25 protein-coding genes and 1 pseudogene are annotated in these 26,327 nt (G+C 72.6%); 15 read left to right on the forward strand and 11 right to left on the reverse strand.

Annotation, left to right across the window (positions count from 1 at the left end; all coding sequences use genetic code 11):
- Positions 1 to 125: 125 nt before the first annotated feature.
- From ABZY20_RS26625 to ABZY20_RS26635, 3 genes are all read left to right on the forward strand, one after another.
- On the forward strand, positions 126 to 1,157 hold the full coding sequence (locus ABZY20_RS26625) for a PP2C family protein-serine/threonine phosphatase (protein WP_356444334.1): 1,032 nt from the start codon (positions 126 to 128) through the stop codon (positions 1,155 to 1,157).
- 252 nt (positions 1,158 to 1,409) lie between these two features.
- Positions 1,410 to 2,750 carry a transcriptional regulator gene (locus tag ABZY20_RS26630; RefSeq protein WP_356444336.1) on the forward strand — a complete coding sequence of 447 codons (1,341 nt, stop codon included), beginning with the start codon at positions 1,410 to 1,412 and terminating at the stop codon, positions 2,748 to 2,750.
- A gap of 106 nt (positions 2,751 to 2,856) precedes the next feature.
- Complete coding sequence (locus tag ABZY20_RS26635) at positions 2,857 to 3,402, forward strand: NUDIX hydrolase (RefSeq protein ID WP_356444338.1); 546 nt, start codon at positions 2,857 to 2,859, stop codon at positions 3,400 to 3,402.
- 11 nt (positions 3,403 to 3,413) lie between these two features.
- Here the strand turns inward: ABZY20_RS26635 and ABZY20_RS26640 are convergent, their stop codons facing one another.
- The gene (locus ABZY20_RS26640) at positions 3,414 to 3,671 is read right to left on the reverse strand and encodes a hypothetical protein (RefSeq protein ID WP_356444340.1); all 258 of its coding nucleotides are present in this window, start codon (positions 3,669 to 3,671) and stop codon (positions 3,414 to 3,416) included.
- Positions 3,672 to 3,914: 243 nt separating this feature from the next.
- Complete coding sequence (locus ABZY20_RS26645) at positions 3,915 to 4,787, reverse strand: 3-hydroxybutyryl-CoA dehydrogenase (protein WP_356444342.1); 873 nt, start codon at positions 4,785 to 4,787, stop codon at positions 3,915 to 3,917.
- A 181-nt stretch (positions 4,788 to 4,968) separates the two neighbouring features.
- Between ABZY20_RS26645 and ABZY20_RS26650 the strand changes: the two genes are divergently transcribed.
- Positions 4,969 to 6,219, forward strand: coding sequence for a family 10 glycosylhydrolase (locus tag ABZY20_RS26650; RefSeq protein WP_356444344.1), 1,251 nt, complete (start codon positions 4,969 to 4,971; stop codon positions 6,217 to 6,219).
- 1 nt (position 6,220) lies between these two features.
- Here the strand turns inward: ABZY20_RS26650 and ABZY20_RS26655 are convergent, their stop codons facing one another.
- Entirely contained in the window at positions 6,221 to 6,421 is a 201-nt protein-coding gene (locus tag ABZY20_RS26655) for a DUF1918 domain-containing protein (protein ID WP_356444346.1), read from the reverse strand.
- 91 nt (positions 6,422 to 6,512) lie between these two features.
- Positions 6,513 to 7,430 carry a DMT family transporter gene (locus ABZY20_RS26660; protein WP_356444347.1) on the reverse strand — a complete coding sequence of 306 codons (918 nt, stop codon included), beginning with the start codon at positions 7,428 to 7,430 and terminating at the stop codon, positions 6,513 to 6,515.
- Here ABZY20_RS26660 and ABZY20_RS26665 point away from each other — a divergent pair.
- The 3 genes from ABZY20_RS26665 (at position 7,429) to ABZY20_RS26675 (ending at position 10,013) form a co-directional block, all read left to right on the forward strand.
- The gene (locus ABZY20_RS26665) at positions 7,429 to 8,865 is read left to right on the forward strand and encodes a PLP-dependent aminotransferase family protein (protein ID WP_356444349.1); all 1,437 of its coding nucleotides are present in this window, start codon (positions 7,429 to 7,431) and stop codon (positions 8,863 to 8,865) included. The two genes, ABZY20_RS26660 and ABZY20_RS26665, sit on opposite strands and share 2 nt — an antisense overlap.
- A gap of 40 nt (positions 8,866 to 8,905) precedes the next feature.
- On the forward strand, positions 8,906 to 9,346 hold the full coding sequence (locus tag ABZY20_RS26670; protein WP_356444351.1) for a GNAT family N-acetyltransferase: 441 nt from the start codon (positions 8,906 to 8,908) through the stop codon (positions 9,344 to 9,346).
- 73 nt (positions 9,347 to 9,419) lie between these two features.
- Positions 9,420 to 10,013, forward strand: a complete 594-nt coding sequence (locus ABZY20_RS26675; RefSeq protein ID WP_356444353.1) for a histidine phosphatase family protein — start codon at positions 9,420 to 9,422, stop codon at positions 10,011 to 10,013.
- Here the strand turns inward: ABZY20_RS26675 and ABZY20_RS26680 are convergent.
- Positions 9,995 to 10,444: a DUF6314 family protein gene (locus ABZY20_RS26680; protein WP_356444355.1), complete on the reverse strand. Its 450-nt coding sequence runs from the start codon at positions 10,442 to 10,444 to the stop codon at positions 9,995 to 9,997. The genes ABZY20_RS26675 and ABZY20_RS26680 overlap by 19 nt on opposite strands.
- 137 nt (positions 10,445 to 10,581) lie before the next feature.
- On the opposite strand from ABZY20_RS26680, the gene ABZY20_RS26685 reads away from it, so the two are divergent.
- The 6 genes from ABZY20_RS26685 to ABZY20_RS26710 all read left to right on the forward strand — a co-directional run bounded on the left by ABZY20_RS26685 (position 10,582) and on the right by ABZY20_RS26710 (position 18,018).
- Complete coding sequence (locus ABZY20_RS26685) at positions 10,582 to 13,065, forward strand: alpha-L-arabinofuranosidase C-terminal domain-containing protein (protein ID WP_356444356.1); 2,484 nt, start codon at positions 10,582 to 10,584, stop codon at positions 13,063 to 13,065.
- Between the two features lie 125 nt (positions 13,066 to 13,190).
- On the forward strand, positions 13,191 to 14,219 hold the full coding sequence (gene argC, locus ABZY20_RS26690; protein ID WP_356444358.1) for an N-acetyl-gamma-glutamyl-phosphate reductase: 1,029 nt from the start codon (positions 13,191 to 13,193) through the stop codon (positions 14,217 to 14,219).
- Complete coding sequence (gene argJ, locus ABZY20_RS26695; protein WP_356444360.1) at positions 14,216 to 15,367, forward strand: bifunctional glutamate N-acetyltransferase/amino-acid acetyltransferase ArgJ; 1,152 nt, start codon at positions 14,216 to 14,218, stop codon at positions 15,365 to 15,367. The genes argC and argJ overlap by 4 nt, the downstream gene beginning before the upstream one ends.
- Entirely contained in the window at positions 15,364 to 16,269 is a 906-nt protein-coding gene (gene argB / locus ABZY20_RS26700) for an acetylglutamate kinase (RefSeq protein ID WP_356444361.1), read from the forward strand. Before argJ ends, argB begins: the two co-directional genes overlap by 4 nt.
- The gene (locus ABZY20_RS26705) at positions 16,266 to 17,465 is read left to right on the forward strand and encodes an acetylornithine transaminase (protein ID WP_356444363.1); all 1,200 of its coding nucleotides are present in this window, start codon (positions 16,266 to 16,268) and stop codon (positions 17,463 to 17,465) included. The genes argB and ABZY20_RS26705 overlap by 4 nt, the downstream gene beginning before the upstream one ends.
- 7 nt (positions 17,466 to 17,472) lie before the next feature.
- Positions 17,473 to 18,018, forward strand: a complete 546-nt coding sequence (locus tag ABZY20_RS26710) for an arginine repressor (RefSeq protein ID WP_309096230.1) — start codon at positions 17,473 to 17,475, stop codon at positions 18,016 to 18,018.
- A 56-nt stretch (positions 18,019 to 18,074) separates the two neighbouring features.
- Here ABZY20_RS26710 and ABZY20_RS26715 read toward each other — a convergent pair whose 3' ends face one another.
- The 6 genes and pseudogenes from ABZY20_RS26715 to ABZY20_RS26740 form a co-directional block, all read right to left on the reverse strand.
- Positions 18,075 to 18,878, reverse strand: coding sequence for an FAD:protein FMN transferase (locus tag ABZY20_RS26715; protein WP_356444365.1), 804 nt, complete (start codon positions 18,876 to 18,878; stop codon positions 18,075 to 18,077).
- Positions 18,871 to 19,941, reverse strand: a complete 1,071-nt coding sequence (locus ABZY20_RS26720; protein ID WP_356444367.1) for an FMN-binding protein — start codon at positions 19,939 to 19,941, stop codon at positions 18,871 to 18,873. Before ABZY20_RS26720 ends, ABZY20_RS26715 begins: the two co-directional genes overlap by 8 nt.
- 40 nt (positions 19,942 to 19,981) lie before the next feature.
- Positions 19,982 to 21,364, reverse strand: a complete 1,383-nt coding sequence (locus ABZY20_RS26725) for a ferredoxin reductase family protein (protein WP_356444369.1) — start codon at positions 21,362 to 21,364, stop codon at positions 19,982 to 19,984.
- 105 nt (positions 21,365 to 21,469) lie between these two features.
- A complete protein-coding gene (locus ABZY20_RS26730; protein ID WP_356444371.1) occupies positions 21,470 to 22,168 on the reverse strand; it encodes a L,D-transpeptidase family protein in 699 nt (232 codons plus the stop codon).
- A 3-nt stretch (positions 22,169 to 22,171) separates the two neighbouring features.
- Complete coding sequence (locus tag ABZY20_RS26735) at positions 22,172 to 22,759, reverse strand: pyridoxamine 5'-phosphate oxidase family protein (protein WP_356444372.1); 588 nt, start codon at positions 22,757 to 22,759, stop codon at positions 22,172 to 22,174.
- A 201-nt stretch (positions 22,760 to 22,960) separates the two neighbouring features.
- A pseudogene (locus tag ABZY20_RS26740) lies at positions 22,961 to 23,401 on the reverse strand (hypothetical protein); the annotation flags it as partial.
- Between the two features lie 291 nt (positions 23,402 to 23,692).
- On the opposite strand from ABZY20_RS26740, the gene argH reads away from it, so the two are divergent.
- Positions 23,693 to 25,126: an argininosuccinate lyase gene (gene argH, locus ABZY20_RS26745; RefSeq protein WP_356444374.1), complete on the forward strand. Its 1,434-nt coding sequence runs from the start codon at positions 23,693 to 23,695 to the stop codon at positions 25,124 to 25,126.
- Positions 25,127 to 25,280: 154 nt separating this feature from the next.
- Entirely contained in the window at positions 25,281 to 26,252 is a 972-nt protein-coding gene (locus tag ABZY20_RS26750; protein WP_356444376.1) for an aldo/keto reductase, read from the forward strand.
- Positions 26,253 to 26,327: the final 75 nt, after the last annotated feature.

The following is a 26,327-nucleotide window of genomic DNA, read 5'->3' on the forward strand; positions in this document are numbered from 1 at the left end:
TCACTTGTTCTTGGGAATGACGTGGTGACCCCCGACTTGGGGGGGCCACCGCCCCACCCCCGCGCCCCCCCCCCCCCGCCCCGCCCCGATTCTCTGTGTCAGGGGCCTGATGGGGGGCCATCGGCATGATCCGCATCAGGGGCCGGGTGCGCAGCCTCGGACTGCCGGCGGTGTGGGGCGCGACGGCCGTCACGTACAAGCTGGCCTGTCCGCTCGCCCAGCAGACCGATCTTCCGGCGCGGATCGTCACCAGCGCCGTGTTCTTCGCGGTCGGCACCGGCCTGATCCTGCACGCGCGGCGGCCGCTGACGCGTGAGCTGCGGCAACTGCGCCGGGTCGCGGGTGCCGCGCAGAGCGCGCTGCTGCGGCCGCTGCCGTCGCGCGTCGACGGGCTGGACGTCGCCGCCGTCCAGGTGTCGGCGGAGCGCGGTGCCGCGATCGGGGGTGACCTGTACGAGGTGGTCGCCACCGAGTTCGGCGTCCGGGCCGTGATGGGCGACGTCCGCGGGCACGGCATCGGCGCGCTCGGCACCGTCGCCGTCGTGCTCGGCTGCTTCCGTGAGGCCGCGCACGACGAGAAGGACCTCGGCGGGGTGCTGCGCCGGCTGGAGCGCGCCCTGGACCGGCATCTGCGCCAGGAGCATCCCGCCGGTGACGCCGAGGAGTTCGTGACGCTGCTGCTCGTGGAGATCCGGGCCGACGGCGAGATGCTCGCGCTGAACTGCGGCCATCCCTGGCCGTACCGGCTGAGCCGCACGGAGGTGGCGCAGCTCGCCCCGGGCGATCCGTACCCGCCCCTGGGTCTGTTCCCGCTGCCGGACGCCGACCTGCCCACCGCGGGTCTGGGGTGCCTGGAGCCCGGTGACGCCCTGTTCCTCTACACGGACGGTGCCCAGGACGCGCGGGACGGGCGGGGCCGGTTCTTCCCCCTGACGGCCGTGCTGGAGAGCGCCGCGCGGGACGCGCCTGCCTCGTCGCGGGAGGTGCTCACCCGGGTCGGCACGGCTCTGCGCCACCACATCCGCGGCGCCCCGGCCGACGACATCGCCCTGCTGGTCCTCACCAACGACCGGGACGCGCCGCTCGGCAGCGCGGGGAACCGCGCGAGCGGCCGCGGCGCATCGGCGCCCGGCGACACACCCCTGTCCCCGCGGTGAGGGCCCGGCCGGCGATGCCGCCCGCCCCGCCACGGAGTGTCGGGCAGGCGGCGGGGCGGACGGCGGAGCGGGCCGCCGCACTGTACGAGGGGGAGCCGGCGGCCCGGCCGGCCTCTTTCGAGGCAGTCAAGTCAACCGCCCGGCGACTGTGAGCGACAGCGCGCACACCCTGCGGATTCGAGCACTCCGTTCACACCCCGTGTGAAGACGGAACCACTAACCTGGCCGCACCGAGCCATCCGGGGGGCCCACATGCAGCCCAACACTCTGCTCGACGCGATCCTGGACGAAGCGGGGATCTCGCACGCAGGGCTGGCCGCACACGTCAATCAGGCGGGGCGGGCACGAGGCCTGTCCCTGCGCTACGAACACACCGCCGTCGCCCGGTGGCTGAAGGGGCAGCGCCCCCGGGGGCAGGTGCCCGACCTGATCTGCGAGGTGCTCGCCGCCCGGCTGCGGCGGCAGGTGACCCTCGACGACATCGGCCTCGGCGTGCCCGGCGAGCCGTCCGCCCCGCACACCGGCTCGCTGTCCGGGTTCGTCGAGCGGGCCACCGCCCTGTGGCGCTCCGACCAGCAGCAGCGCCCGCACATCCTGGGCGCGCCCGCCCTGACCGGCACGCCCGCCGTGATGCCGGTGTGGGAGTGGGAGAACCCGCCGGAGGACGTGGACGTCTCACGGGGCGGCAGACACCGGGTCACCCCGGGCGACCTGGAGATGCTGCGGGCGGCCCGTACGCACTACGAGCAGATGTACCGCAAGGCCGGCGGCATCGCGACACGCGCCCGGATCGTCGGCTTCCTCAACGCCGAGGCCGCGCCGCTGCTGCGCGGCAGCTACACCGACCGGACGGGCCGTCAGCTGCACCGCGCCACGGGCGGGTTGGTGGCGGTCGCCGGCATCTGCGCCTACGACTCCGACGCGCACGGGCTCGCGCAGCGCTACTTCCACCAGGCGCTGCGCCTGGCGAAGGCCAGCGGGGACCGGGGACTCGGGGCGTACGTCATCGCCCTGCTGGTCAACCAGTCGCTGTTCATGCGGGAGTACCGGCAGGCCGTGGCGTTCGCGGAGGCCGCGCTGCGGGCCGCCGGCAAGCACATCACCCCGGCGCTCGCCTCCGACCTGTACGCCATGCAGGCCAAGGCGTACGCGCATCTCGGCGACGGCGGCAGCGCCCTGTCCTGCATCCGGCGGGCCGAGCAGGCCGCCGAGCGCATCCGGCGGGGCTACGAGCCCGACGAGACCGGCTATGTCCAGCCGGGCCTGGTCAACGTGCAGGTGGCGGAGGCCCTGCTGAGCCTCGGGGAGATCGCGGCCGCCGGGGAGCACGCCGCGGCCGCCGTCGACAACCCGGCGCACGACCGGGGACGGGTGCACCGGCTCGCCATGCTCAGCACCATCGAACTGCGGCAGGGCAACGCCGACAAGGCGGTCGCCATCGCGGTGCAGATGGCCGAGCAGGCCCGTGGCATGGAGTCCCAGCGGCTGCGCGACCGGTTGCGGGCGGTGCGCGAGCACCTGGTGCGCAACGGGTGCGCGGGCACGGCCGAGGCGGCCGAACTCATCGACGGGGCCCTGCGCGTACCGTTGTAGGACCGGGCGGCGGTGCCCCGCCGATCCCACGCCGCTTCCCGTGCGCCTGCTGTCCTGACGTCCCTGCTGCGATATTGCCCCTTACTCGACGGAAGGTGGCAGAACCGTGCAGTGGACGAAACACAACGAACAAACTGTGTACTCAAACCGTTGGTTCAGCGTCAATCTCGCGGATGTCGAACTGCCGGACGGCCGGCACCTCGACCACTTCCTCATACGGCTGCGGCCCGTCGCGGTGGCCACGGTGGTGAACGAGGCCAACGAGGTCCTGCTGCTGTGGCGGCACCGCTTCATCACGGACAGCTGGGGGTGGGAACTCGCGGCGGGGGTGGTCGAGGACGGCGAGGACATCGCCCGCGCGGCCGCCAGGGAACTGGAGGAGGAGACCGGCTGGCGGCCGGGACCCCTGCACCACCTGATGAGCGTGGAGCCGTCCAACGGGCTCACCGACGCCCGGCACCACGTGTACTGGTCCGGCGAGGGCGAGTACGTCGGTCACCCCGTGGACGACTTCGAGTCGGACCGCCGGGAATGGGTGCCCCTCAAGCTCGTCCCCGACATGGTCGCCCGCGGCGAGGTCCCGGCCGCCAACATGGCGGCCGCGTTACTTCTGCTGCACCATCTCAGGCTCGGACAGGACGCGTTGCCCTGACGCGGTGTGTCCTAGCGTCCGAACGCCTGCCAGAACGCCATGACGAGGGCACCCACGGCGGTGAGGGCGGCGACCGCGGGCAGCGGCCAGCGCGCGTGTTCGAGCGTGTGGATACGGGTGTTGAGCTCCTCGATCTCCTTGGCGGTCTCCTCGGTGCGGTGGCTGAGCAGAGCCAGTCCGCCCTCGACGCGGGCGTACGCCACGTCGAGGCGGCGTCGTAACTCTGCGAGTTCTCCGTGAACGACGGGATGCTCGGGATCGGTGGTCACGATTCCGCTCCTTTCCGTAGTCGTGTCACATCCCTGATGTGCGTTCAGGAGTCAACTCCCCTGGTGGGCGCCTGGTAAGCGTGTGCGGCGGGCATATGCGAGCCCGGCGCGCACACGGTGTGTGAATACCGCGGGCCCGGCACCCTTTCAGGTGCCGGGCCCGCCGCATTGGCCGAAATCTGACCGTCCGTAACCGGACGTCGGGAGGTGTCCGGGAGGCCGCCCTCCGGGCTGCCCGGGCCGTCAGTACGAGTAGAAGCCCGACCCCGTCTTGCGGCCCAGCCGGCCCGCGTCGACCATGCGCTGCAGCAGCGGGGGAGCGGCGTACAGCGGCTCCTTGTACTCCTCGTACATCGACGCGGCGACCGAGGCGACCGTGTCCAGGCCGATGAGGTCGGACAGCTTCAGCGGGCCCATCGGGTGGGCGCAGCCCATCTCCATGCCGTTGTCGATGTCCTCGCGGCTGGCGATGCCCGTCTCGAACATCCGGATCGCGGACAGCAGGTACGGGATCAGCAGCGCGTTGACCACGAAGCCGGAGCGGTCCTGGGCGCGGATCGCGTGCTTGCCCAGCAGCTTCTCGGTGAACTGCTGGGCCCGGCCCAGGGTGCCCTCGGAGGTGGTGAGCGCCGGGATCAGCTCGACGAGCTTCTGCACCGGGGCCGGGTTGAAGAAGTGGATGCCGACGACCTGGTCGGGCCGCGAGGTCGCCACCGCCAGTTTCACCAGCGGAATGGACGAGGTGTTGGAGGCCAGGATCGCGTCGGGCCGGGTCACGACCTGGTCGAGCACCTGGAAGATCTCGGTTTTGACCTGCTCGTTCTCGACGACCGCCTCGATCACCAGGTCGCGGTCGGCGAACTCGCCGAGGTCCGTGGTGAAGCTCAGGCGGGCCTGCGTGGCCTCCAGCTCCTCCTCGGTGATCTTGCCGCGCTCGGCCGCCTTGGCCAGGGAGTTGAACAGCCGGGTGCGGCCGATCTCCAGGGCTTCGCCGGTGGTCTCGGCGACCATGACGTCCAGGCCGGCCCGGGCGCACACTTCGGCGATGCCCGCGCCCATCTGACCGCAGCCCACGACTCCGACGCGTGCAATGTCTCCCGCTGGGATGTCCGTCACATCGTCCCTTTCGCTGCTGATCCACGTCCGGGCAGGCGCGCCGGGTCGCGGTGCCTGCTCCGTTCGTGCACGTTACTCCCAAGTATCGATGATCGATCGCCGGGGGCGCCTCCGCGTCGGGCATGCTGGGCGCGAAGCGATCCGCGACCGGGCGGATCCGCGGCTTTTTGGGGCGATGCGCATGGGACGAGTGTCACGCAGGGCGTTCGCGGTCGCGGCGCTGTCGGCTTTCACGATGATGCCTCCGGCGTCGGCGGCCCCCCGGACGGGCGCTGCGCCCGACGGCAGGGGCGGCGGACGGGCGGCCTCGCAGATGCGGGGCGTGTGGCTGGCGACCGTGGCCAACCGGGACTGGCCCTCGAAGCCGGGGCTGTCCGCCTCGCAGCAGCGCTCCGAACTGCTCACCCACCTCGACACGGCCGTCCGCCATCGGCTCAACACGGTGTTCTTCCAGGTCAGGCCCACGGCCGACGCGCTGTGGCCCTCGCCCTGGGAGCCGTGGTCGCACTACCTCACCGGCACCCAGGGCAAGGACCCCGGCTGGGACCCGCTGGGCACGGCCGTCGAGGAGGCCCATGCCCGCGGTCTGCAACTGCACGCCTGGTTCAACCCCTACCGGGTCGCCGGGCACGCCGACCCCGCCCGGCTCGCCGCCTCGCACCCCGCCCGCAGGAACCCGGACTGGGTGGTGACGTACGGCGGGAAGCTCTACTACAACCCGGGGCTGCCCGAGGTCCGCGCCTTCGTGCAGGACGCGATGCTCGACGCGGTGGCGAAGTACCCCGTCGACGGCGTCCACTTCGACGACTACTTCTACCCGTACCCCGTGGCCGGTCAGGCCTTCGACGACGACGCCGCCTACCGGGAGCACGGCGGCGGCTTCGCCGACCGGGCCGCGTGGCGGCGGGACAACATCGACCGGCTGGTGCGCGAGACGGCCGACCGTGTCAAGCGGGCCCGGCCGAACGCCGACTTCGGCATCTCCCCGTTCGGGGTGTGGCGCAACAAGGCCACCGACGCGCTCGGCTCCGACACCCGGGCCGGTGTGCAGACCTACGACGACCTGCACGCGGACACGCGCACCTGGGTGCGGGAGGGCTGGATCGACTACATCATCCCGCAGCTGTACTGGAACATCGGCTTCGCCGCCGCCGACTACGCCAAGCTCCTGCCCTGGTGGGCGGAGGTCGCACGCGGCAGCAGGACGCGGCTGTACGTGGGGGAGGCGCTGTACAAGGCCGGTGACCCGGCGCAGCCCCCGGCCTGGCAGGAGACCGCCGAGCTGTCCCGGCACCTGACGCTGGCCGAGCGGCACGCGCAGGTGCGCGGGCACGTCTTCTTCGCCGCCAGGGACGTGGCGGCCGATCGGATCGGGGCCATGGCGAGGGTGGTCGACGACCACTACGGGCAACCGGCCCGACCCCCGCGCTGAGTCACGGCCCGGTGGTGGTCTCCCGGTGGCGGATCTCCGTGTCGGGTCCCGGAGAGCAGATGCCCTCGTGCCCGTCCTCGAACCGGACGCGGTACGGGGGGCCGCCCTCCTCGCCGAGCACCTCGACGATCTCGCCGACCTTGTCGTGCTGACCGACCACCCTGCCGTGCTGGACAAGCTGGTCACCCACGGTTGCGCGCATCTGGGCCTCCTCACGATGTGTGGAGCAGCGGTCCGTGGCCACGAGTCTACGGCGGGGGGCGCACCTCGGCCGGGGCCGTGCACGTCACCGCTCAGCCGCGCGCCCGCTGCGTGACGGCGATGCAGACCAGCACCGCCGCGGCCGTCAGCGGAGCGGCCACCGTCAGGTGCTCGCCCAGCAGCAGCACCGACCACACCAGTGTGAGCAGCGGCTGTGCGAGCTGCAACTGGCTGGCCTTCGGGATCCCGATGGCCGCCATGCCCCGGTACCAGAAGACCAGCCCCAGGAACTGCGAACCCGCCGCGACCCACAGCAGCCCCGTGACGCTGTGCGCGGTGAGCCGCACGGGCTCCTGCGCCAGCGCGAACGCGGCGGCCGGCACGGCCACCGGCAGGCACAGCACCAGCGCCCAGCCGATCACCTGCCAGCCCGGCATGACCCGGGCCAGCCGGCCGCCCTCGGTGTAGCCGGCCGCGCACACCAGCAGCGCCGCGAAGAGGTACGCGTCGGCCGAGGTCAGGGCGCCGCCGCTCTGCTGCACGGTGAAGGCCAGCACCGCCGCCGCACCGGCGAGGGCCGCCGCCCAGAACGTGCGCGAGGGGCGGGTGCCGACGCGCAGGGCGGAGAAGAGCGCGGTGGTCAGCGGGAGCAGCCCGACCACGACGGCGGCGTGCGCGGTGGTCGAGGTCCGCAGCGCCAGCGTGGTCAGGAGGGGGAAGCCGAGGACGACTCCGGCGGCCACGACCGCGAGTCCCGGCCAGTGGCGGCGGGCGGGCGGCGGCACGCGCAGGGCGAGCAGCGCCGCACCGGCGATCACCGCGGCCAGCACGCTCCGCACGGCCACCAGCGACCAGGGCCCGAAGCCCTCCAGCCCCCAGGCGGTGGCCGGGAAGGTGAGGGAGAAGGCGACGACGCCCAGGGCGGCTTGCGCGACACCGGGGCCGGTGCGCTCCCGCTCCCTGCTGACTGCTATCGGGGGCGCCGCAGTAGCGCTACTCTCTGCTCTCATGCATGAGCGTAACAGCGTCGGTGAACTGGCGGAACAGCTCCGGCGGGAGCTCGACCGCTACTCGCCCGGTGAGAAGCTGCCGTCGAGCCGGGCCCTGGTCGAGCGGTTCCGGGTGAGCCCGGTGACCGTGTCGCGGGCCCTGGCGCAGCTCGCCGCTGAGGGTCTGGTCGTGACCCGGCCCGGCGCGGGCGCGTTCCGCGCGCAGGCCCGGCCGGCACCGGCACCGGCCGGGGACACCTCCTGGCAGGAGGTCGCGCTCAGCGCGGACGGTGCCGCCGACCTCGTACCCCGCTCGGTGGACGCCTCCGGGGTGCTGGTGTCGCTGGCCGCGCCGCCGCCCGGCGTCATCGAGTTCAACGGCGGCTATCTGCACCCCTCGCTGCAGCCGGAGCGCGCCATGGCCGCCGCCCTGTCCCGCGCCGGACGCCGGCCCGGCGCCTGGGGGAGGCCGCCCATGGAAGGGCTGCCCGAGCTGCGCGAATGGTTCGCACGCGGCATCGGCGGGGCCTTCACGGCTGCCGAGGTGCTGGTCACCGCGGGCGGCCAGTCGGCGCTCACCACCGCCCTGCGCGCCCTCGCCCCGCCCGGCGCCCCCGTGCTGGTCGAGTCACCGACCTACCCCGGCATGCTCGCCATCGCCCGGGCCGCCGGCCTGCGCCCGGTGCCCGTCCCGGTGGACGCCGACGGCGTGCGGCCGGCGCTGCTCGCCGAGGCGTTCCGCGCCACCGGCGCCCCGGCCTTCGTCTGCCAGCCGCTCTTCCAGAACCCCACCGGTGCCGTGCTCGCACCCGAGCGGCGCGGGGAGGTGCTGCGCATCGCCCGCGCGGCCGGCGCGTTCGTCGTCGAGGACGACTTCGTGCGGCGGCTCGTGCACGAGGACGCGGGGCCGCTGCCGTGCCCGCTGGCCGCCGACGACCCCGACGGTGTCGTCGTCCACGTCTGCTCGCTGACCAAGGCGACCTCGCCGAGCTTCCGGGTGAGCGCCCTGGCCGCGCGCGGGCCGGTTCTGGAGCGGCTGCGCGCCATCCAGATCGTCGACACGTTCTTCGTGCCCAGGCCCCTGCAGGAGGCCGCCCTCGAACTCGTCGGCTCGCCCGCCTGGCCGCGTCATCTGCGGGCGGTCTCCACCGAGTTGAGGGCGCGCCGGGACGCGATGACGTCCGCGCTGGCCCTGCGCCTGCCGGAACTGGCCCTGGCGCACGTCCCGTCCGGCGGCTACCACCTGTGGCCCCGCCTGCCCGACGGTACGGACGAGGCGGCCCTGGTCGCGGCCGGGCTGCGCGCCGGTGTCGCGGTCACCCCCGGCCGGCCCTACTTCAGCGCCGAGCCGCCCGCCGCCCACCTGCGGCTGAGCTTCGCCGCCGTGGCGAACGTCCAGGAGATCGCCGAGGGCGTACGGCGGCTGCGCACCGCCTGGGACGAGGTGCGGGGATAACCGCTCGACGCGCCTCGGGCCCGGCTGCGAGCATCGCGCCATGACCGGCACCCCGCCCCTGCCCGAGGGGTACGAGATCTCCACCGACCCCGCCCGCGTGGATGCCGCGCGCGTGCACCGCTGGCTGTCCACCGACGCGTACTGGGCACTGGGCCGCCCCCGCGAGCAGCAGGACCGGGCCGTCGAGGGCTCGCTGAACTTCGGGGTGTACGCGACGGTGTCGGGGGAGCAGGTCGCCTACGCCCGGGTCGTCACCGACCGGGCGACCTTCGCGTGGCTGTGCGACGTGTACGTCGAGCCTTCGGTCCGCGGCAAGGGGCTCGGGTCGGCCCTGGTGGCGGCCGTCCGGGAGGAGGTGCGGTCGTACGGGGTGCGGCGCCTGCTCCTCGCCACGCACGACGCGCACGGCGTCTACCGGAAGACCGGGTTCGCGCCGCTGGAGCGGCCCGAGCACTTCATGGCGCTCGTCTTCGGCCCGTGACCGCCGCCGCACCCTCGGTAACGCCTCGACAACGCCTCTTGACCTGCGCACTTGCTGCGCCCACGATCGCCGCATGCCTCTTCGGGTCACGTTCGTCGCCGCCGCGCGCAGCGCACCGCCGCTCGCCGAGCGTTTCGAGGACGCCCAGCCGCTGGACCAGGCCGGCTGGGCCGAGGTGGAGCGCGCGGCCCGGGACCTGCTGCCGCTCGCCGCTGCCGAGCTGCGCTACTGCTCGCCGACCCCGCGCAGCCGTGCCACGGGGGAGGGGCTCGGCTACGCGCCGCTGGTGCAGCTCGCCCTGCGCGACTGCGACATGGGCCGCTGGCGCGGGCTGACCCTGGGCGAGGCCATGGCCCGGGAGCCCGAGGCGGTGGACCGCTGGCTCGCCGACCCGCGGGCCACCCCGCACGGCGGCGAGTCGCTGGTGGACTTCATCACCCGTGTCGGCGGCTGGCTCGACACCCGGCCCGTCGAGGACGGCTGCCGCGTCGTGGCGGTCGCCGAACCGTCCGTGATCCGGGCCGCCCTGGTCTACGCACTGAAGGCACCGCCCTCGACGTACTGGAACCTCGACGTCCGGCCGCTGTCGGCGACCTGCGTCACGGGCCGGGCCGGCCGCTGGAACCTGCGCTTCGACGGGGCGGTCGCTCAGCCCTCGCGTACGTAGCCGGTGCGCAGGACGAGGTCCTTGGCCGGGCCGCGCACCCGCCACACCGTCCGCCAGCGGCCGGCGCCGAGGACGGTGAACTCGCCGCGGTAGAGGTCCGCCGCGCACGGATGGCCGGCGACATGCCGCCCCGACCTGAGGTCCAGGTCGTGGAACGGCCGGCCGTCCGCGAACCGCACGTCCGCCGTGCCGTCCGGCCCCGGCAGGAACCGCAGCGTCCGCTCGGCGGGCCGGGCGACGCCCTGCCAGACGAACGTGCCGGACTCGTGGTGCAGCAGCCCGCCGCCCTCCAGCGCGCTGAACTCGGTGGTGCCGGAGAACTCCCCCTCCGCGCCGCCCGCGAGATCGCGCACCGTCCGTGACACCCGCCAGCGCCCGGCCAGATAGGCCAGCGCGTCCGGCACCGGCCAGAACTCGCCCGACTCGCCCATGCCGTACCGCTCTCCGTCCCGTCCGGTGCTGCGCGACCCATTGACGCGCCCTGGCCCCCTCCCTATCTTGCCGTTCGAAGTTCTGAGCAATGTCCGATATTTCGAACACTCCTCCACCAGAGAGCCGCGGAGTATCCATGCATCGCACCGCCCGTACCCGATGGAGCGTGGGTCTGACGACCGCCGCCCTCCTGACGGCAGCAGCCCTCGTGCCCGCCCCCGCGCACGCCGAGGGCGTCACCGACTACGCGATCACCCTCGACCCGTCCGCCCGGGGCGCGACCATTGACGACACGATGTACGGCGTCTTCTTCGAGGACATCAACCGGGCCGCCGACGGCGGTCTGTACGCCGAGCTCGTGCAGAACCGCTCCTTCGAGTACTCCACCGCCGACAACGGCTCCTACACGCCCCTGACCTCCTGGGCGGTCGGCGGCACGGCCCAGGTGGTGAACGACTCCGGCCGGCTCAACGAACGCAACCGCACCTACCTCTCCCTGAGCGCCGGTTCGTCGGTGACCAACGCCGGCTACAACACCGGCATCCGGGTCGAGCAGGGCAAGCGGTACGACTTCTCCGTCTGGGCCCGCGCCGGGAGCGGCAGCACGCTCACCGTCTCGCTGAAGGACGCCGCGGGCAGCCTGGCCACGGCCCGCCAGGTCGCCGTCGAGGGCGGCTGGGCGAAGTACACGGCCGCGTTCACGGCGACGCGCACCAGCAGCCGCGGCCGTCTCGCCGTCGCCGCGACGGACGCCGCCGCGCTCGACATGGTGTCGCTGTTCCCGCGCGAGACGTACAAGAACCAGCCGAACGGCCTGCGCAAGGACCTCGCCGAGAAGATCGCCGCCCTCAAGCCCGGCTTCGTGCGCTTCCCCGGCGGCTGCCTGGTCAACACCGGCTCCATGGAGGACTACAGCGAGGCGAGCGGCTGGCAGCGCAAGCGCAGCTACCAGTGGAAGGACACCGTCGGCCCCGTCGAGGAGCGCGCCACCAACGCCAACTTCTGGGGCTACAACCAGAGCTACGGCCTCGGCTACTACGAGTACTTCCGCTTCTCCGAGGACATCGGCGCCATGCCGCTGCCCGTGGTCCCGGCCCTGGTGACCGGCTGCGGCCAGAACAAGGCCACCGACGACGAGGCGCTGCTGAAGCGGCACATCCAGGACACCCTTGACCTCATCGAGTTCGCCAACGGCCCGGCGACCTCCACCTGGGGCAAGGTCCGCGCGCGCATGGGCCACCCCAAGCCCTTCCGCCTCACCCACATCGGGGTCGGCAACGAGGAGAACCTCCCCAGGGAGTTCTTCGCCCGCTTCGAGCGGTTCCGGGCCGCCGTCAAGGCGGAGTACCCGGAGATCACCGTCATCTCCAACTCCGGCCCGGACGACTCCGGCACGATCTTCGACACCGCCTGGCAGCTCAACCGCGAGGGCGGGGTCGACATGGTCGACGAGCACTACTACAACAGCCCCGACTGGTTCCTGCGGAACAACGACCGCTACGACTCCTACGACCGGGGCGGCCCCGAGGTCTTCCTCGGCGAGTACGCCTCCCAGGGCAACGCCTGGAAGAACGGCCTCGCGGAAGCCGCGTTCATGACCGGCCTGGAGCGCAACGCGGACGTCGTCAAACTCGCCTCCTACGCCCCGCTGCTCGCCAACGAGGACTACGTGCAGTGGCGCCCCGACATGATCTGGTTCAACAACCGGGCCTCCTGGAACTCGGCCAGCTACGAGGTCCAGAAGCTGTTCATGACCAACGCCGGCGATCGCGTGGTCCCCTCGACGGCCACGACCACCCCGGACGTCAGCGGCCCCGTCACCGGCGCCGTCGGCCTGTCGACGTGGGCGACCAGCGCCGCGTACGACGACGTGAAGGTCACCGCGGCGGACGGCTCGACCCTGCTGAACGACGACTTCTCCGGTGACGCCTCGCAGTGGAAGCACACCGGCGCCGGCAGCTGGAGCATCCAGGACGGCCAGTACGTCCAGACCGACACCGCCGCCGAGAACACCATGGTCACGGCGGGCGACCCGGCCTGGAAGGACTACGACCTGCACGTGAGGGCCACCAAGAAGTCCGGCAAGGAGGGCTTCCTCGTCGCCTTCGGCGTCAAGGACACCGGCACCTACTACTGGTGGAACCTGGGCGGCTGGAACAACACCCAGTCCGCCGTCGAGCAGGCCGCCGACGGCGGCAAGGCCACCCTGATGGCCAAGGCCGGGTCGATCGAGACGGGCCGCGCCTACGACATCGACATCAAGGTGCGCGGCCGCCAGGTCACCCTCTTCCTCGACGGCGAGGAGTGGGGCCGCTTCACCGACGACAAGCCGGCCGAGCCGTTCCGCCAGGTCGTCACCGAGGACGCCGGGACCGGTGACCTGATCGTCAAGGTCGTCAACGCCCAGCCCGCCGAGGCCCGCACGGCCGTCGACCTCGGCGGCGCGAAGGTCGCCTCCACCGCCCGCGTGACCACGCTGGCCGCCGACCAGGACGCGGTGAACACCGAGACGGACACCCCGGTGACCCCGGTGACCTCCACCCTCCGGGGCGTGGCCGGGACGTTCACCTACACCTTCCCGGGGAACTCCGTGACGTTCCTGAGGATCAGGCAGCGGTGACGCCCCGCTGACGCCGTGGGCCGCTGTCCGCCGGGCAGCGGCCCACTCACGCGCCGCCCACCGATCAAGGGATTGCATAAAACTGCGGCGAATCGTATAGTCATGCTCTCTAAGGAGGAGGATCCATGGCGGTACGTGCGGCAGTGGCCGGAGCGAGCGGATACGCGGGCGGGGAACTGCTGCGTCTGCTCCTGGCGCACCCCGAGGTCGAGATCGGCGCCCTGACCGGCAACTCCAACGCCGGGCAGACGCTCGGTGCGCTCCAGCCGCACCTGCTGCCCCTGGCCGGCCGAGTGCTGCGGGAGACCACGCCGGAGGTCCTCGCGGGCCACGACGTCGTCTTCCTCGCCCTGCCGCACGGGCAGTCCGCCGCAGTCGCCGAGCAGCTCGGCCCGGACGTCCTGGTGGTCGACATGGGTGCCGACTTCCGGCTCACGGACGCCGCCGCGTGGGAGAGGTTCTACGGCTCGCCCCACGCCGGCACCTGGCCCTACGGCCTTCCCGAACTGCCGGGTGCCCGCGCCGCGCTGGAGGGGTCCAAGCGCATCGCGGTACCCGGCTGCTACCCCACCGCCGTCTCGCTGGCCCTCTTCCCGGCCTACGCGGCGGGCCTGGCCGGCCCCGAGGCGGTGATCGTCGCCGCGTCCGGCACCTCCGGCGCGGGCAAGGCGCCCAAGCCGCACCTGCTGGGCAGCGAGGTCATGGGATCGATGTCCCCGTACGGCGTCGGCGGCGGGCACCGGCACACCCCCGAGATCACCCAGAACCTCAGCGCGGTCGCAGCGGAGCCGGTCACCGTCTCCTTCACCCCGACCCTCGCCCCGATGCCCCGCGGCATCCTCGCCACCTGCAGCGCCAAGGCCGCGGACGGCGTCACGGGCGAGACCCTGCGCGCCGCCTACGAGAAGGCCTACGCCGACGAACCGTTCGTGCACCTGCTCCCCGAGGGCCAGTGGCCGGCCACGGCGTCCGTCCACGGTTCGAACGCCGTTCAGGTGCAGGTCACGCATGACGCGGCCGCCGGGCGGATCATCGCGATCAGCGCCATCGACAACCTCACCAAGGGCACCGCGGGCGGTGCCGTCCAGAGCATGAACCTCGCCCTCGGTCTCGACGAGACCACCGGACTGACGACGATCGGAGTTGCGCCGTGAGCGTGACGGCAGCGAAGGGATTCACGGCGGCGGGCATCGCCGCCGGGATCAAGGAGAACGGCAACCCCGACCTGGCCCTCGTGGTCAACACCGGGCCCCGCCGCGCCGCCGCGGGCGTGTTCACCTCCAACCGCGTGAAGGCCGCGCCGGTGCTGTGGTCCGAGCAGGTGCTCAAGAGCGGCCAGGTCTCCGCCGTCGTCCTCAACTCCGGCGGCGCCAACGCCTGCACCGGCCCCAAGGGCTTCCAGGACACGCACGCCACCGCCGAGAAGGCCGCCGAGGTCCTCGGACGCGGCGCCGTCGAGATCGCCGTGTGCTCCACCGGCCTCATCGGTGTCCTGCTGCCGATGGACAAGCTGCTCCCGGGCGTCGAGCAAGCCGCGGCCCAGCTCTCCGAGCACGGCGGCGAGAAGGCCGCCATCGCCATCAAGACCACCGACACCGTCCACAAGACGTCCGTCGTGACCGGGGACGGCTGGACGGTCGGCGGCATGGCCAAGGGCGCGGGCATGCTCGCCCCCGGCCTCGCCACCATGCTGGTCGTCCTCACCACCGACGCCGACGTCGACAGCGAGAACCTGGACAAGGCCCTGCGGGCGGCGACGCGCACGACCTTCGACCGGGTCGACTCCGACGGCTGCATGTCCACCAACGACACCGTGCTGCTGCTCGCCTCCGGCTCGTCCGGCGTCACCCCGGCGTACGCGGAGTTCGCCGAGGCCGTACGGCAGGTCTGCGACGACCTCGGCCAGCAGCTCATCCGGGACGCCGAGGGCGCCAGCAAGGACATCAAGGTCGAGGTGATCAACGCCGCCACCGAGGACGACGCCGTCGAGGTGGGCCGCTCCATCGCCCGCAACAACCTCCTCAAGTGCGCCATCCACGGCGAGGACCCCAACTGGGGCCGGGTGCTCTCCGCGATCGGCACGACGAGCGCCGCCTTCGAGCCCGACCGGCTGAACGTCGCCATCAACGGCGTCTGGGTCTGCAAGAACGGCGGCGTCGGCGAGGACCGCGAGAAGGTCGACATGCGCTACCGCGAGGTGCACATCGTCGCCGACCTCGCTGCCGGGTCCGAGACCGCCACCATCTGGACCAACGACCTCACCGCCGACTACGTCCACGAGAACAGCGCCTACTCCTCATGAGCCACACGCGCAAGCACACCGCCCTGCCCAAGGCGCAGATCCTCATCGAGGCGCTGCCGTGGCTGGTCCGGCACAACGGCAAGACGGTCGTCATCAAGTTCGGCGGCAACGCCATGGTCGACGAGGACCTCAAGGCCGCCTTCGCCCAGGACGTGGTCTTCCTGCACCACGCCGGCCTGAAGCCGGTCGTCGTGCACGGCGGCGGACCGCAGATCAGCGCCGCCCTCGACCAGCACGGCATCGTCAGCGAGTTCAAGGCCGGCCTCAGGGTGACCACCGAGGACGCCATGGACGTCGTACGGATGGTGCTGGCCGGGCAGGTCCAGCGCGAACTGGTCGGGCTGCTCAACCAGCACGGCCCGCTCGCCGTCGGCCTCACCGGCGAGGACGCCCACACCATCACCGCCACCAAGCACCAGCCCGAGATCGACGGCGAACTCGTCGACATCGGCCGGGTCGGCGAGATCACCGCGATCGACACGGGCGCGATCCAGGCCCTGCTCGCCGACGGCCGCATCCCGGTCGTCTCCTCGATCGCCCGGAGCCAGGACGACGGACATGTCTACAACGTCAATGCTGATACGGCTGCTGCGGCACTCGCTGCGGCACTGGACGCCGAGACCCTCATGGTCCTCACCGACGTCGAGGGCCTCTACGAGGACTGGCCGCACAGCGACGAGGTGATCAGCCGCCTCACCGCCTCCGAACTGGAGCGGCTGCTGCCCGACCTGTCGTCCGGCATGGTGCCGAAGATGGAGGGCTGCCTGCACGCCGTGCGCAACGGCGTCACCACCGCCCGCGTGATCGACGGACGGGTCCAGCACTCGATCCTGCTGGAGATCTTCACCGACGAGGGCATCGGCACGATGGTCGTGCCCGACGAGAAGGGGGACGCCGAATGACCGCCAACGAGGACCTCACCGAGCGGTGGCGGGGCGCCCTCATGAACAACTACGGCACCCCGCTGCTGCCCCTCGTCCGCGGCGAGGGCACCGCGGTGTGGGACGCCGACGGCACGCGGTACCTCGACTTCGTCGGCGGCATCGCGACCAACGCGCTCGGCCACGCCCACCCGGCGATCGTCGAGGCCGTGACCCGGCAGATCGGCTCCCTGGGCCACATCTCCAACTTCTTCATGGCCGACCCCACCGTCACGCTCGCCGAGCGGCTGCTGCAGCTCTTCGGCCGGGACGGCAGGGTCTTCTTCTGCAACTCCGGCGCCGAGGCCAACGAGGCCGCCTTCAAGATCGGCCGGCTGACCGGGCGGACCCACGTCGTGGCCACCGAGGGCGCCTTCCACGGGCGGACCATGGGCGCCCTGGCGCTGACCGGGCAGCCCGGCAAGCGGGACCCGTTCCTGCCGCTGCCCGGGGACGTCACGCACGTGCCGTTCGGCGACGCGCAGGCCCTGGCCGCCGCCGTCACCGACGAGACCGCGCTCGTGATCCTGGAGCCGATCCAGGGCGAGCTCGGCGTCGTCGTACCGCCCGCCGGCTACCTCAAGGCCGCCCGCGCCATCACCGCCGCCACCGGGGCGCTCCTCGTCCTCGACGAGGTGCAGACCGGCATCGGCCGGACCGGGCACTGGTTCGCGTACCAGGCACACGAGGGCGTGCTGCCCGACGTCGTCACCCTGGCCAAGCAGCTCGGCGGCGGGCTGCCGCTCGGCGCGACCGTCGCCTTCGGCCGGGCGGCGGAGCTGCTCCAGCCCGGCCAGCACGGCACGACCTTCGGCGGCAACCCCGTGGCCTGCGCCGCCGGGCTCGCCGTCCTCGACACCGTCGAGAGCGAGGGACTGCTGGAGAACGTCAAGCGGCAGGGCGAGCGGCTGCGCGAAGGAATCGAGGGCCTCGGCCATCAGTTGATCGATTTCGTCCGGGGAGCGGGACTCCTCCTGGGTATCGTGCTCACCGAGCCGCTCGCGCCCCAGGTGCGGCAGGCGGCTCAGGAGGCCGGTTTCCTGGTGAACGTGCCCGCCCCCGACGTCGTCCGGCTGATGCCGCCGCTGAATCTCCGCGACGACGAGGTGGACGCGTTCCTGGGCGCGCTGCCCGGCATCCTCCAGGCAGTCAGCGGCGAAGGACGATCCGGGGAATGAGACGACGATGAGCCAGGCGCAGGACCACGAGCAGCCGGGGGCGAACGGGCCCGCCGTGCCGCAGACCCGCACCGCACGCCACCGCCGGATCGTGGACATCCTCAACCGGCAGCCGGTGCGGTCGCAGAGTCAGCTGGCGAAGCTGCTCGCCGACGACGGACTGAGCGTCACGCAGGCGACGCTCAGCCGGGACCTGGACGAGCTGAACGCGGTCAAGATCCGCAACACCGACGGCGACCTGATCTACGCGGTGCCGAGCGAGGGCGGTTTCCGCACGCCGCGCGCACCGCTGGGCGGGTCGGCGAAGGAGGAGCGGATGCGGCGGCTCTCCCAGGAGCTGCTGATCTCCGCGGAGGCGTCGGCGAATCTCGTGGTGCTGCGCACGCCGCCCGGTGCGGCACAGTTCCTCGCCTCGGCCATCGACCAGGCCGAGCTGCACGACATCCTCGGGACGATCGCCGGTGACGACACGCTGCTGCTGATCAGCCGGGAGCCGACGGGTGGGCAGGCGCTCGCCGACCACCTGCTGAGGCTGGCGCAGAACGGGCAGTGAGCGGCGCGGGGGTGGGGGCGGCCGAGCAGCCGCCCCCGCGCTCCCTCAGCCCTCGCTCACCCCAGCCGCGCGGCCAGCCCCCCGGTGCAGCGCACCTCGTCACCGGCCGTGATCAGCAGCGCCTCGACGTCCGGCAGCGACTCCAGCCACGCCAGTCCCGCCCGCGACCCCATCGCGAACGCCGCCGTGGCCCAGCAGTCCACCCACGTCAGCCGGGGCCCCACCACCGTCACGGCGACCAGGTCGGTCACCGCCGAACGTCCCGTCCGCGGATCGACGATGTGCGCCCCGCGCTCCGCCGTACCGGACGTGGCCACCGACAACTCGGTCACCCCGCCCGCGGAGACGACCGCAGCCAGGCCCCCCGGCCGCAACGGGTCGGACACACCCACCCGCCACGGCCGCTGCGCCCCCGGCGTCCCGAGCAGCTGCACGTCGCCGCCGCCGTTGACGTTCACCCCGCACACCCCCGGCACCTCGGCCAGGCGCCGCGCCGCCCGCTCGACCGCCCAGCCCTTGACGATGCCGGTGGGATCGAGGCGGCCCCGGTACGAGGTGCTGAACCAGCCGTCGCTCACCCGCTCCGCCTCGGCGGCCAGTGCGAGCACCTCGGCGACCTCGGGGTCGCACTCCCCGACGGTCAGCTCCCCGCGCTGCAGCCGGGAGACCTGGCTGTCGTCGCGGTAGGTGCTGAACACCTCGTCCACCCGGTGCAGTCCGGCCACGACCTCGTCCACGGCCGCGCGCACGGCGGCCGGTTCCCCGCCGCGGACGTCGAGGGAGAAGACGGTCCCCATCGTCTCCTCCGCATGACGCACCGCGGCGGGAGCCTCGGCGGATTCGGCCACCGTGTCAGCCACCGGCCTGGTCCAGCGCCGACTGGAGGGACTTCTTGTAGCCGGCGCTGGTGTAGGTGGCGCCCGAGACGGCGTCGATCTGCGCGCTTCCGGCCGCGACGGCCGCCTGGTTGAGGCGGGGTACGGAGGTGGAGGTGATCTGGTCGCTGCGTCCGCCCTTGGGGGCCTGGACGGCCTCGGCCTTGGTGATCTTCCCGCCCGCGACGGTGATGCGGACCTGGACGGGGCCGTACTCCGTCTGCGCCACGCTGCCCGTGAGGACCCGCGTCTCAGCCTGGCCGCCGCCTCCCGAGCCTGCGGCCCCGGAGGAACCACCGGCGCCGCCCGGGGCCTTGGCCTTGTCGAGGGCGGACTGGAGGGACTTCTTGTAGCCGGCGCTGGTGTAGGTGGCGCCCGAGACGGCGTCGATGTCCGCGCTTCCGGTCGCGACGGCCGCCTGGTTGAGGCGGGGTACGGAGGTGGAGGTGATCTGGTCGCTGCGTCCGCCCTTGGGGGCCTGGACGGCCTCGGCCTTGGTGATCTTCCCGCCCGCGACGGTGATGCGGACCTGAATGGGGCCGTACTCCGTCTGCGCCACGTCACCGGTCAGGGTCTGCGCCTGCCCAGAGCCCTGCCCCGCGCCTCCCGGGGCCTTGGCCTTGTCGAGGGCGGACTGGAGGGACTTCTTGTAGCCGGCGCTGGTGTACGTGGCCCCGGACACCGCGTCGATGTCCGCGCTCTGCGCGGCGACCGCCGCCTGGTTCAGGCGGGGCACCGCGCTGGCGGTGATCTGGTCGCTGCGCCCGCCCTTCGGCGCCTGGACCGCCTCGGCCTGGGTGATCTTGCCGTTGCTCAGGGTCAGGCGGACCTGGACCGCGCCGTACTCCGTCTGCGCGGCGTCACCGGTGACCGCGCCGTTCACGCCGCCCTGCGGGGCCTGTCCCGCCGCGGCGGGCGGCACCTGCCCGCCCGCCGCCTGGGCGGCGCCCGGGTCGGAGGCCGGCTTCAGTGACAGCAGCAGCACGATCCCGGAGACGGTGGCTGCGCCGGCGAGCACGGCACGCCGGACGGGGTGAGACTTCCTCATCGTTTCCCAAACTCCTGAAGGGCCGTTGGTGTCCCGTCGCTCACATCTCGAACGACTCGTGATGGATACGGCGTGCGGGGACTCCCGCGCCGCGCAGTGCCTCGTAGACCGACTGCGCGAAGCCGGGCGGCCCGCACATGAAGACGTCGTGGTCGCCGATGTCCGGGATCTTCCGCTGCAGGGACTCGGCGGAGATGTCGGGGCGCTCCCCGTCGGGGCTGTTGACCGCGTACATCAGCCGCGCGCCGCGCTCGTCGGCGATCTTGGCGAGCTCGCCCCACAGGGCCAGGTCCTGGGTGCTGTTGGCGCGGTAGAGGAGCGTGATGTCGCCGGACGCGCCGGGCAGCGTCTCGAACAGCGCCCGCATCGGGGTGATCCCCACCCCGCCCGCCACCAGCAGCACCTTGCCGCGGCTGCGGCGCTGCGCGGTCATCGCGCCGTACGGGCCCTCCGCCCACACCCGGGTGCCGGGTGCCAGATCGCGCAGCCGCTCGGTGTGGTCGCCGATCGCCTTGACGGTGATGCGCAGCATGTCCGGGCGGGGCGCCGCCGACAGGGAGTACGGGTGCGAGCTGAAGCGCATGCCCGGGGCCAGGAAGCGCCACCGGAAGAAGTGCCCCGCCTCCGCGCCCATCCGGTGCAGCCGGCGTCCGCCGATCAGCACCGACACGATCCCCGGAGTCTCCTCGATGACCGCCTCGACGCGCATGCGGTGCCGCAGGTTCAGCCGGATCGGGGTGAGGATCCGGTACCAGACGACCAGCGCGGTCACGACGCCGTACAGCCCGTACCAGAACGTCTTCGCGGCCGGTTCCACGGCGAACTCGTTGCCGGTGGTGATCTGGTGCCAGAACGTCATGTACACCGCCGCGTAGGTGAGCAGGTGCACGTGGTACCAGGTGTCGTACCCGATCAGCCGGCGGACCCCGCCGATCGACAGGATCCCGATGACGAACAGCAGGCCCGTGCCGATGGCGGCCTTGCCCATGTCCGGCAGCTGGTTGACGGAGTCGACGGTCTGCTGCACGACGTCGCCGAGCCCCTTGCCCGCCTGCAGGGCGTAGCCCCACATGGTGAGGAAGACATGGGCGAGGACCAGGCTGAGCGTGTAACGGCCGGTCATGGCGTGCCAGCGCGCGACCCGGTCGGTGCCCACCCGCCGCTCCAGCGCGGGCACCCGCGCCATCTGGAGCACCACCAGCGCCATCAGGTAGCCGGCGAGCAGGCCCGTGATCCGGCCGGCCGCCAGGATCTTGCTCGTGGTGTCCGCGAGGGACGGCGTGTTGTCCCACCACAGCCACAGCACGGCCGCCGCACCGGCCCACAGGGCGATCAGCAGCGGTACGGCCGGGGAGCGGCGCGGGCGGATGCGGCGCATCGTCTGGCGGCGGGCGGCACGTCCGCCTGCGAGCGTGGTGGTCACGGTTCCTCCGTGGGGACTTGACCCTTGGCCCACAGATACGTGCGCGGGCGCCGGTGCGTTCAGCCGCGGGCCGAGCGCCGGTGCCGCCGTTCCCCGGAGCGCCGCTCAGTAACGGGTGATCGCCGTGCGCCCGCCGTTCGTGCCGATCGCGACGTGCGGCGCGCTGCCGGGGCGTGCCCAGGCGAGGATGCGCCGCATCGCGTCCTTCGGCACCGAGACGCAACCGGCCGTCGCGCCCTGCCCGTTGACGTGGAGGAAGATGCCCGCGCCGCGCCCCCGCACGGGATGCCGGTAGTTGAAGCCGATGACGAGGGCGTGCGCGTACTGCGTCCGATACGTGATCAGGTGCTCGGACTCGGCGGCCCGGCAGTCGGCCGCGAGGGGCTCGGTCCAGCGGTTGTAGGAGCGGGAGTCGTTGTCCTGGCACCACCAGGAGTCGCGGTGCACGCGGCGGTAGGGGTACGCCGTCCCGCGCGGCGGCGCCTGGATGCCGAAGGCGTACGGCAGGTCGTACAGACCGGTCGGGGTGGTGTCCGTGCCCTGGCGGCGCGAGGCGCCCTCGGCGAGCCCGTTCGCCCCGAAGCGCGCCGGGGCGGAACCCGCCTCGACCCAGCGTCCGCCCGGCCGGCGGTCCCACCAGGTGACCGTGCCCGTCGTCGAGGAGGTCCCCGGGGCCACGGCGGTGATCAGCTGGGTGCCGCCGCCGGTGTCCGCCATGCGGGCCGGCAGCGGGGCGTGCGCGGGCGGCGCGGCGCCGAGCGCGGCGAGACAGCAGAGGGCGAGGACGACGGCACCTGGGCGCATGCCTCAGACCGTAGAGGGCGGCAGCGGCAGCGGCAGCCCGGGTAGTCCGTCCAGGCTGGTGGCGATGTGCTCCTTCTTGGTGAAGTAGGCGTTCAAGGAGGCGTCGTCCTCGCGCGCGAACCGCTTGCCGTGCAGATCGCGGTCCTCCTCGTACGCCATGAAGGGCACCGCGTAGCCGCAGGTGTCACGGACGAGTTCGGCCGTGACGACGATGATCGCGCGCAGTCCGTGCGCGCTCGGGTCGATGTCCGGGAAGCGGCCGAGCAGTTCCCCGAAGCGCGGGTCGTCGCGGAAGACCGGCTCACCCCTGCCGTGCACGCGGACGATGTTCGGCGGGCCCTGGAAGGCGCACCACATCAGGGTGATCCGTCCGTTCTCCCGCAGATGCGCGATGGTCTCGGCGTTGGAGCCGGCGAAGTCGAGGTAGGCGACCGTGTGGGCGTCGAGGACCGCGAAGGAGCCCTTGAGCCCTTTGGGGGAGAGGTTGACCGTGCCGTCGGCGGACAGGGGGGCGGTGGCGGTGAAGAAGACCGGCTGCGCCTCGATGAACGAGCGGAGCCGGCCTTCTATGCACGCGTAAGTCTTTCCCATGTCTAACGATTATGGCCGCGAACTCTTCGGCCCGCTAAGGAATTGCGGGGTCCGGTCATCCCGGCCGGGTCGCGCCGGGGTCACCGGACCCGGCGCCCTGGCCGGACGCCTCACCCCGGCCGGGGCGCCGGGCCGGTGCCCGCCCGTGGCCGCCCCGGCCGGCGCTCCCTCGGGGCGGCCACGGTGCCTCTCACCTCACTTGTCGAGCTGGCAGGCGGCGAAGGCCTCCAGGCCCTCGGGCTTGGCGGCGGCGCGCCCGATGGCGGTCTCGATGCGGTTCAGGGCGGCGGTGCGCTTGTCCTCCAGCGGGCCGAGGATGGCGTTCTGGACGAAGTTGGGCCCGCCCTGGCCGACGGTGTCGACCAGGCGCTTGTTGGCCTCCTGGATCTGCTTGTCCAGCTCGCCCAGGTTGCGGTCGACCTCGGCCTGCGCGGAGGCCGGGATCGCGGGCAGCTGACCGGTGACGTCCGGACAGGAGATGCTGCCGGGTCCCGCCAGCGTCCGGGCGTCGGTCCCGCCGCTCCCGGACGACTCCCCGGCGAGGGCGAAGCCGGCGATCACCGTGCCGGACAGTGCCACCGCGGCGGCGCCGCCGACGAACGCGACGCGACGCTTGTTGTACTTCGGAAGAGCCCTGGACATGCGGATGCCTCACTAGGGGGTGTCGGGGGGTGTGATGGTCGTGCGACGCGGCGCCTGCGTTCGGCCAGAGGTACGGGTAAGCGGTTTCCCGCGTTCAAAGGGTCCGCGAATTCTTTCCCGATTGACGATTCATGCGGGACTCTGCATAATCATGCACATTGAAGATCTCGGCCCGGCGTCCACCGCGGGCGCGGCCCTGCGGGACCTCGCGCAGGCAGTAGCGTGACGACCGCCTCCCCGCCCCGGCGCGGGGAGGCGGTGGCACACCCCATCCATGGAGGAGCACAGCAGGTGAGCAGCAACAGCGGTGACGTCCGGCTCTGGGGCGGCCGTTTCGCCGACGGTCCCGCCGAGGCCCTGGCGAAGCTGTCCGCGTCCGTCCACTTCGACTGGCGGCTCGCGCCGTACGACATCGCCGGTTCGCGTGCCCACGCGCGCGTGCTGCACAAGGCGGGCCTCCTCACCGAGGACGAGCTGGCCCGGATGATCGACGGGCTGGACCGGCTGGAGGCGGACGTCGCCGACGGCTCCTTCACGGGCACCATCGCCGACGAGGACGTCCACACCGCTCTGGAGCGCGGCCTCCTGGAGCGCCTCGGCCCCGACCTCGGCGGCAAACTGCGCGCCGGCCGCTCCCGCAACGACCAGGTCGCCACCCTCTTCCGCATGTACCTGCGCGACCACGCCCGGATCATCGGCGGCCTGATCGCCGAACTCCAGGACGCGCTGATCGGCCTCGCCGAAGCCCACCCCGACGTGGCCATGCCCGGCCGCACCCACCTCCAGCACGCCCAGCCGGTCCTCTTCGCCCACCACGTCCTGGCCCATGTGCAGTCCCTGTCCCGGGACGCCGAGCGGCTGCGCCAGTGGGACGCGCGCACGGCCGTGTCGCCCTACGGTTCGGGCGCGCTCGCGGGCTCCTCCCTCGGTCTCGACCCGGAGGCGGTCGCCGAGGAGCTCGGGTTCGAGCACGGCTCCGCCGGGAACTCCATCGACGGCACGGCCTCCCGCGACTTCGTCGCCGAGTTCGCGTTCATCACCGCGATGATCGGCGTCAACCTCTCGCGGATCGCCGAGGAGGTCATCATCTGGAACACGAAGGAGTTCTCCTTCGTGACCCTGCACGACGCCTTCTCGACGGGCTCGTCGATCATGCCGCAGAAGAAGAACCCGGACATCGCCGAGCTGGCGCGCGGCAAGTCCGGCCGCCTGATCGGCAACCTGACGGGCCTGATGGCCACGCTCAAGGCCCTCCCGCTCGCCTACAACCGCGACCTCCAGGAGGACAAGGAGCCGGTCTTCGACTCCATCGACCAGCTGGAGATCCTCCTCCCCGCCTTCACCGGCATGATGGCCACCCTCACCGTCCACCGCGAGCGCATGGAGGAACTCGCCCCGGCCGGCTTCTCCCTCGCCACCGACATCGCCGAGTGGCTGGTCAGGCAGGGCGTCCCCTTCCGCGTCGCCCACGAGGTCGCGGGCGAGTGCGTGAAGGTCGCCGAGGCGGAGGGCAAGGAGCTGGACGAGCTGACGGACGAGCAGTTCGCGAAGATCTCCTCCCACCTCACGCCTCAGGTGCGCTCGGTCCTCGACGTCCCCGGAGCGCTGGCCTCCCGCAATGGCCGGGGCGGCACGGCCCCCAGCGCGGTCGCCGTCCAGCTGGCCGAGGTGAAGCAGGACGTGGCCGCCCAGCACGCGTGGGCGGTGGCCAGGAAGCAGGCCTGAGGGAATCGCCCTCCAGGGGCGCGGGGAACTGCGCGAACCAGCGAAGACGACCCGCACTCGCCGAAACACCGCGACGGACCCGGCCCTGAGGCGAAGGACATCGCGGGTTACGTTGGGTCGGAGCCGAACCGGAGCCGACCGAACGGAGCCCTCGATGCCCTTCGCCCGCCTGGCCGCAGCGACCACCCCCACCTGCCACATCGGTCTTGGCCTTGCCGCGGTCGGACGCCCCGGCTACATCAACCTCAACCGGGACGAGGACCTCGGTGAGGACCGCGGCGTCGAGGCGCTGCGCACCCGCACCCACGAACTCCTCGACGCCGCCTACGCGCAGGGCGTCCGCTACTTCGACGCGGCCCGCTCCTACGGCCGCTCGGAGGAGTTCCTCGCCGACTGGCTCGGGAACAGGCCCGGCCTCGACGACATCGTCGTCGGCAGCAAGTGGGGCTACACCTACACCGCCGACTGGTCCACCGACGCCGAGACCCACGAGGTCAAGGACCACTCCCTGGCCACCTACGAACGGCAGCGCGCCGAGAGCGACGCGCTGCTGGGCGACCGGCTCGACCTCTACCAGATCCACTCGGTGACCCCGGACAGCCCGGCCCTCACCGACAAGGAACTCCAGGCCCGGCTCGCCGAGGCCGCCGCCCAGGGCCTGACCGTCGGCTTCTCCACCAGCGGACCCGCCCAGGCCGAGGCGATCCGTGCCGCGCTCGCCGTGACCGTCGACGGCGAACCCCTCTTCCGCACCGTGCAGTCCACGTACAACGTGCTGGAGACCTCCGCGGCCCCCGCCCTCGCCGAGGCGCACGACGCCGGCCTCACCGTGATCGTCAAGGAGGGCATGGCCAACGGCAGGCTGGCCGGCCCGCACGCCCCGGACGCCCTCAGGGACGTCGCCGAGCGGACCGGGCTGGGCTGCGACGCCGTCGCCCTGGCCGTGATCCTGCGGCAGCCCTGGGCCGGAGTCGTCCTCTCCGGCGCCGCCACCATCACCCAGCTCGCCTCCAACCTGCACGCCCCGGTCGTCGACCTCGACGACGACCAGCTCGCCCGGCTCGCCTCCCTGGCCGAGGACCCGCACACGTACTGGGAGCGCCGCGGGCAGCTGCCCTGGCACTGACACCTCCCGCCTGCGCCGCCCGGCACCACAGCCGTGAGTCACGCATGCCCCGTGTGAGACATCTGTGTCTCATAT

Origin of the sequence: Streptomyces sp. NPDC006624 (assembly GCF_040611555.1) — a bacterium.
Lineage (GTDB): Bacteria > Actinomycetota > Actinomycetes > Streptomycetales > Streptomycetaceae > Streptomyces.

Excerpts from the sequence above, each read along its gene's own strand:
- ABZY20_RS26625 (WP_356444334.1), top strand. The coding sequence starts at position 126 with ATGATCCGCATCAGGGGCCGGGTGCGCAGCCTCGGACTGCCGGCGGTG.
- ABZY20_RS26750 (WP_356444376.1), top strand. The coding sequence starts at position 25,281 with ATGCCCTTCGCCCGCCTGGCCGCAGCGACCACCCCCACCTGCCACATC.
- ABZY20_RS26705 (WP_356444363.1), top strand. The coding sequence starts at position 16,266 with ATGACCGCCAACGAGGACCTCACCGAGCGGTGGCGGGGCGCCCTCATG.
- ABZY20_RS26630 (WP_356444336.1), top strand. The coding sequence starts at position 1,410 with ATGCAGCCCAACACTCTGCTCGACGCGATCCTGGACGAAGCGGGGATC.
- ABZY20_RS26675 (WP_356444353.1), top strand. The coding sequence starts at position 9,420 with ATGCCTCTTCGGGTCACGTTCGTCGCCGCCGCGCGCAGCGCACCGCCG.
- ABZY20_RS26665 (WP_356444349.1), top strand. The coding sequence starts at position 7,429 with ATGCATGAGCGTAACAGCGTCGGTGAACTGGCGGAACAGCTCCGGCGG.
- ABZY20_RS26655 (WP_356444346.1), bottom strand. The coding sequence starts at position 6,421 with ATGCGCGCAACCGTGGGTGACCAGCTTGTCCAGCACGGCAGGGTGGTC.
- ABZY20_RS26685 (WP_356444356.1), top strand. The coding sequence starts at position 10,582 with ATGCATCGCACCGCCCGTACCCGATGGAGCGTGGGTCTGACGACCGCC.
- ABZY20_RS26720 (WP_356444367.1), bottom strand. The coding sequence starts at position 19,941 with ATGAGGAAGTCTCACCCCGTCCGGCGTGCCGTGCTCGCCGGCGCAGCC.
- ABZY20_RS26735 (WP_356444372.1), bottom strand. The coding sequence starts at position 22,759 with ATGGGAAAGACTTACGCGTGCATAGAAGGCCGGCTCCGCTCGTTCATC.
- ABZY20_RS26680 (WP_356444355.1), bottom strand. The coding sequence starts at position 10,444 with ATGGGCGAGTCGGGCGAGTTCTGGCCGGTGCCGGACGCGCTGGCCTAT.
- ABZY20_RS26670 (WP_356444351.1), top strand. The coding sequence starts at position 8,906 with ATGACCGGCACCCCGCCCCTGCCCGAGGGGTACGAGATCTCCACCGAC.
- argB (WP_356444361.1), top strand. The coding sequence starts at position 15,364 with ATGAGCCACACGCGCAAGCACACCGCCCTGCCCAAGGCGCAGATCCTC.
- ABZY20_RS26650 (WP_356444344.1), top strand. The coding sequence starts at position 4,969 with ATGGGACGAGTGTCACGCAGGGCGTTCGCGGTCGCGGCGCTGTCGGCT.
- ABZY20_RS26660 (WP_356444347.1), bottom strand. The coding sequence starts at position 7,430 with ATGAGAGCAGAGAGTAGCGCTACTGCGGCGCCCCCGATAGCAGTCAGC.
- ABZY20_RS26710 (WP_309096230.1), top strand. The coding sequence starts at position 17,473 with ATGAGCCAGGCGCAGGACCACGAGCAGCCGGGGGCGAACGGGCCCGCC.
- argC (WP_356444358.1), top strand. The coding sequence starts at position 13,191 with ATGGCGGTACGTGCGGCAGTGGCCGGAGCGAGCGGATACGCGGGCGGG.
- ABZY20_RS26730 (WP_356444371.1), bottom strand. The coding sequence starts at position 22,168 with ATGCGCCCAGGTGCCGTCGTCCTCGCCCTCTGCTGTCTCGCCGCGCTC.